Origin of the sequence: Rubrivirga sp., assembly GCF_049648075.1 — a bacterium.
GTDB lineage: Bacteria > Bacteroidota > Rhodothermia > Rhodothermales > Rubricoccaceae > Rubrivirga.
The window spans coordinates 1-5,226 of record NZ_JBARYR010000454.1; the positions used below are offsets into that span (position 1 = coordinate 1).

The 5,226-nt window shown below is 69.1% G+C and carries 4 protein-coding genes and 2 tRNA genes; 4 read left to right on the forward strand and 2 right to left on the reverse strand.

Features of this window, described 5'->3' with window-relative positions; genetic code table 11:
- Nucleotides 1–291: 291 nt before the first annotated feature.
- Together WBA11_RS13000 and WBA11_RS13005 are read left to right on the forward strand one after the other, a co-directional pair.
- The gene (locus tag WBA11_RS13000; protein ID WP_424521104.1) at nt 292–1,905 is read left to right on the forward strand and encodes a sensor histidine kinase; all 1,614 of its coding nucleotides are present in this window, start codon (nt 292–294) and stop codon (nt 1,903–1,905) included.
- A 55-nt stretch (nt 1,906–1,960) separates the two neighbouring features.
- Entirely contained in the window at nt 1,961–2,284 is a 324-nt protein-coding gene (locus WBA11_RS13005; protein ID WP_424521105.1) for a rhodanese-like domain-containing protein, read from the forward strand.
- Between the two features lie 124 nt (nt 2,285–2,408).
- Here the strand turns inward: WBA11_RS13005 and WBA11_RS13010 are convergent.
- Both WBA11_RS13010 and WBA11_RS13015 read right to left on the reverse strand, forming a co-directional pair.
- Nucleotides 2,409–2,492, reverse strand: a tRNA-Leu gene (locus WBA11_RS13010).
- Nucleotides 2,493–2,523: 31 nt separating this feature from the next.
- Nucleotides 2,524–2,596: transfer RNA gene (locus tag WBA11_RS13015), tRNA-Lys, on the reverse strand.
- Between the two features lie 215 nt (nt 2,597–2,811).
- Here WBA11_RS13015 and WBA11_RS13020 point away from each other — a divergent pair.
- Both WBA11_RS13020 and WBA11_RS13025 read left to right on the forward strand, forming a co-directional pair.
- Nucleotides 2,812–4,230, forward strand: a complete 1,419-nt coding sequence (locus WBA11_RS13020) for a UDP-glucose dehydrogenase family protein (protein ID WP_424521106.1) — start codon at nt 2,812–2,814, stop codon at nt 4,228–4,230.
- Nucleotides 4,231–4,315: 85 nt separating this feature from the next.
- Nucleotides 4,316–5,226 (forward strand): UDP-glucuronic acid decarboxylase family protein (locus WBA11_RS13025; protein ID WP_424521107.1); only part of this gene is annotated, 911 nt, incomplete at its 3' end.

The following is a 5,226-nucleotide window of genomic DNA, read 5'->3' on the forward strand; positions in this document are numbered from 1 at the left end:
GGTCGGCACTCAGCAGCGCGAGTGGGACGCGCGTGGTCTTGCCTGCTCCCGTCGGCGCCTGGAGCACGGCCGTGCCCGCGTCCTCGAGGGCGGAGACCACCTCGGGCAGGACGGCGTCGACGGGGAGTGGGGAGCCGGGGAGTCGGATGAGCCAGGGGAGAGGTTCGCTGTCGGACGTTCGCTCCCGGGGCCGGGTTCGCCCTCGATGGGTCCGTCCCGTCTGTCGTCCTGCGGCCTCTCGGGGGACAAACCTCGAGGTCGTGAGTAGACGCCCTGTCCCGCTGCCGCCGCATGTCCCCGTCCGTTCGCCTCCGCGTCCTCTGGGAGCGCTACATCTCCCCGGCACGAGCGGAGGCCGAGCCCGGCTTCCGTGCGGTCTTGGACGACGCGACCACGATCGGTGTCCGAATCGCGGGGCTGTTCGGCGTCGTCACGCTCCTGGGCGTCGGCGTCGCCTCGGTCGTGACGGGGTTCTTGGGCGGCGGCGACGTCATGTCGTCGGCGCAGTCCGTCGGGCGGGCGCTCTCGGACAAGCTGTTCGTGTTCGCGATCCCCGCCATCTTCCTGCTCATCGCGCGGTTTAAACCGGGACTCTCCGCCGGGCGGTGGCTCCTGACGGCGTTCGTGGTCATCGGCGCCATCGTGCTTACCGTCGACGACGTCGAGCGGAGCGACTTCCAGTTTTTGGCCGCGTGGCTCTCGCTCCTGCTGGTCTTCGCCATCGGGACGGTCCCGTTTCAGCCGGTCCAGACCCTGGCACTCGGAGGGTTCCTGGTCATCCTGCACACGATGGCCGTCGTGATCGTGGGGCAGGACTTCGCGATGCTCGACGACGGCGAGACCGTGCGCCGACTGTCGTACCTCCTGCTGGTCACGTTCGTGTGCACCGCGACCAGCGCGACGCTCTACGCCGGCCGGCTGACGCAGTACAAGGGGATGCTCCGGCTCGCCCGGCTCCGCGACCGCCTCCAGCAACGCGGCCGGCTCCTGGAGGCGCGTGGGTCCGAGCTCGAAGCCCAGAGCTCCGAACTCGAGGCCAACGTCGTCCGCCTGCGCAAGGCCCAGGCCCAGCTCGTGCAGAGCGAGAAGATGGCGTCGCTCGGACAGCTCACGGCCGGCGTCGCGCACGAGCTCAAGAACCCGCTCAACTTCGTCAACAACTTCGCCCAGCTCTCCGTCGAGCTCTTGGACGACCTCGAGGACGAGTTGCGGGAGGACGCCTCGAGGTCGGTCGACCAAGCGCTCGAGGCCTCCGGCGACCTGCTCGTCGACCTGCGCTCGAACGCGACCAAGATCCGCGAGCACGGCCGCCGCGCCGACGGCATCATCCGGTCGATGCTGGCCCACAGCCGCGCCCAGCCCGGCCCGAGCCGACCCGCCCCGGTCAACAGCCTGCTCAAGGAGTACGTCGGGCTGGCCTACCACGGGATGCGCGCCGAGCACTCCGGCTTCAACGTCGACATCCAGACCGACCTCGACGCCGACTTGGGCGAGGTGCTGATGGTGCCCGAGGAGATGGGCCGCGTGTTCCTCAACCTGCTAGACAACGCGCTCCAGGCCATGCGCAAGCGCGCCGAGACCGAGGGCGACGACTACGAGCCCGTTTTGTCGGTCACGTCGAGGACGTGGAAGGGCAAGGGCGTCCGCGTCACCGTCCGCGACAACGGAACCGGAATCCCCGCCGACGCTCGGGACCACGTCTTCGAGCCGTTCTTTACGACCAAGCCGAGCGGAGAAGGGACGGGCCTCGGCCTGTCGCTCGCCTACGAGATCGTGGTCCACGGCCACGGCGGCAAGCTCACGGTCGACACCAAAGAAGGGGAGGGGACCACGTTCACCGTGTCGCTCCCGGGCGAACCGAACGTGATGGCCGACCAGGCTGCGCTCGCCCCAGCCGTCACGTAGGCTGGATCTCGAAACGGGGATGTGCGTCCTCGAGGACGAACCACTCCTCTCCGACATGCAGCCGCCCACCCCCGACCTCGACGCCGCCTCTTTCGTCGCCGACCGCGACACCAACGCCCCACTCCTCGACGTCCGCACGCCCGACGAGTTTTCCGAGGGCCACCTCGAGGGCGCCGTCAACGTGGACGTGATGGCGCCGGACTTCGTGGACCGTGTTCGGGGCATGGACCTGCCCGACGACGGGCCGATCTACCTGTACTGCCGCTCCGGCGGACGGTCGGGCAAGGCGACGGGCGTGCTCCGCGACCTGGGCCACGGCGGTGCGCTCAACGTGGGCGGCTTCGAGGCGCTCGCGACGGCCGGCGCGGAGACGGCGTAGCGCGTCCTCGAGGACGGACCCGGCCGTCCTCGATGTGTTACTTCTCGAGGTCTGGCGTGATGCGTCCTCGAGGACGAGTGCCGCAAACGAAAGAAGGCCTTCCCGCGCTGGAAGGCCTTCTGTGTGCCCAGGACTGGACTCGAACCAGCACGGATTTTACTCCACACGCCCCTCAAGCGTGCGTGTCTACCAATTTCACCACCTGGGCAGGGGGCTGACGTCAAAAGAACGTGGGCCTGTGACTCCGGTAGGGCTCGAACCTACGACCCGCTGGTTAAAAGCCAGCTGCTCTGCCAACTGAGCTACGGAGTCTCGAGGGAGAGGCTCGCGCCACTCCGGCGGGCAGGGCACCAAGGTAGGACGCCGCCCCGCGGCCGGGCAACGGTCGAGGGTGGAGCGCCCGCGAAGACGACCTCGAGGACGGAAAAGCGGGGACACTCGCGGTATCAAAGTGATAAACCCCTCAGGTCTCGACCGGCACCCGCCGATACCTTCCGCTCTCCTCTCGTCTCTCTCGCTAGACCGTTATGAACATCGCAGTCGTGGGCACCGGATACGTCGGCCTCGTCTCGGGCGTGTGCTTCGCCGAAATGGGCAACCAAGTCGCGTGCGTCGACATCGACTCGGGGAAGGTGGACTCGCTCCGCGACGGCCGGCTCACCATCTACGAGCCCGGCCTCGAGGTCTACTTCGAGCGCGGCCGCCGCGAGGGGCGCCTCACGTTCACGACCGACCTCGCCTCCGCCCTCGAGCCCGCCGACGCGGTCTTTCTCGCGCTCCCGACACCTCCCGGCGAGGGCGGCGCGGCCGACCTCCGCTACGTTCTGGGCGTCGCCGACGACGTCGGGCGCTTGCTGGCTGAGGCCAAGGCCGACGGCGAAGGCTGGGGCTACAAGGTGATCGTCGACAAGAGCACCGTCCCCGTTGGTACCGCCGACCGCGTCACGGCCGCCATCGAGCGGCACGGGCTCGAGGCCGGGACCGACTTCGACGTGGTCTCGAACCCCGAGTTCTTGCGCGAGGGGGCCGCCGTCGACGACTTCATGAAGCCCGAGCGCGTCGTGGTCGGGACCGACTCCGAGCGGGCCGCCGACGTCATGCGCCGGCTCTACGAGCCGTTCGTCCGGAGCGGCAACCCGATCCTCGTGATGGACGAGAAGTCGGCCGAGATGACCAAGTACGCCGCCAACGCCATGCTGGCCACCAAGATCACGTTCATGAACGAGGTCGCGAACCTGTGCGAGCGCGTCGGCGCCGACGTCGACAAGGTCCGGCGCGGGATCGGGACGGACAGCCGGATCGGGCCGAAGTTCTTGTACGCGGGGATCGGGTTCGGCGGGTCGTGCTTCCCCAAGGACGTCCAGGCCCTCCACCGGACGGCCCGCGAGAACGACTACGACTTTCAGATCCTGGGCGCCGTCTTGGACGTGAACGACGAGCAGCGCCGGTCGATGGTCCCGCGCGTCCTCGAGGCCGCGGGCACCGACGGACGTCTCGACGGCGTCCGCGTCGGCCTGTGGGGCCTGGCGTTCAAGCCGCACACCGACGACGTCCGGGAGTCGCCGGCCCACGTCATCATCCGCGAACTCGTCCGTCTCGGCGCCGACGTTCACGCGTTCGACCCCGAGGCCGCCGGTACCACGAAAGAGACCTTCGAACGTGAGCCCCTCGAGGGCGACGGGACGAACTCCGTGGGGTCGCTGAGCTACGCCGAGAGCGCCTACGCGGCGGCCGACGGCGCCGACGTCCTGGTCGTTGCGACCGAGTGGCCCGAGTTCCGGCGCCCCGACCTCGAGCGCGTCCGCGCGTCGATGACCGGGGGGCGGTCGGGCGACGGCGCTCCGCTCGTGTTCGACGGTCGCAACGTGTTCGACCCGGAGCGGATGGCCGAGGCCGGCTTCACGTACCACTCCGTCGGGCGCCCCCACATCGCGCCCGCCGTCTAACTCGACCTCGAGGGCGAGGTCCGGCCTCGAGGCCGCTTGTCCACACGTCTGCTCCTGCTGCCTCGGTATCCTTTCTCGTACCGCCATGCCTCGTACCTTGATCACCGGCGGCGCCGGCTTCCTCGGCTCCAACCTCTGCGACCGGTTCGTCGCCGAGGGCCATCACGTCGTGTGCGTCGACAACTTGGTCACGGGCAACCCAGACAACGTGGCGCACCTGATCGGTCACGAGCGGTTCGAGTTCGTCCACCACGACGTCTCGACGTTCATCTACGTCGCGGGCGAGGTCGACAACGTGCTCCACTTCGCGAGCCCCGCCAGCCCGATCGACTACCTCCGCCTGCCGATCCAGACCCTCAAGGTCGGGTCGCTCGGGACGCACAACGCGCTCGGGCTCGCCAAGGCCAAGAACGCCCGGTTCCTGCTCGCCTCCACGTCGGAGGTCTACGGCGACCCCCAGGTCCACCCCCAGCCCGAGTCCTACTGGGGCCACGTCAACCCGGTCGGGAGCCGGGGCGTCTACGACGAGGCCAAGCGGTTCGCCGAGGCCATCACGATGGCCTACCACCGCTACCACGGCGTCGAGACCCGGATCGTCCGCATCTTCAACACGTACGGCCCGCGGATGCGGCTCGACGACGGCCGCGCGCTGCCGGCGTTCATGGGCCAGGCGTTGCGCGGCGAGCCGATCACGGTGTTCGGCGACGGGTCCCAGACGCGGAGCTTCCAATACGTCGATGACCTGATCGACGGGTTGTGGCTCCTGCTCCACTCTGACGAGGTGGACCCGGTCAACATCGGCAACCCCGACGAGGTGTCGATCAAGGAGTTCGCCGAGGAGGTCGTCGAGTTGACCGGCTCGTCGTCGACGATCACGTACCGAGACTTGCCCGCCGACGACCCCAAGGTCCGCCAGCCCGACATCACGCGGGCGCGCGAGGTCCTGGGGTGGGCGCCGGAGGTGGACCGGGCGGCCGGCCTGCGCCGGACGGTCGA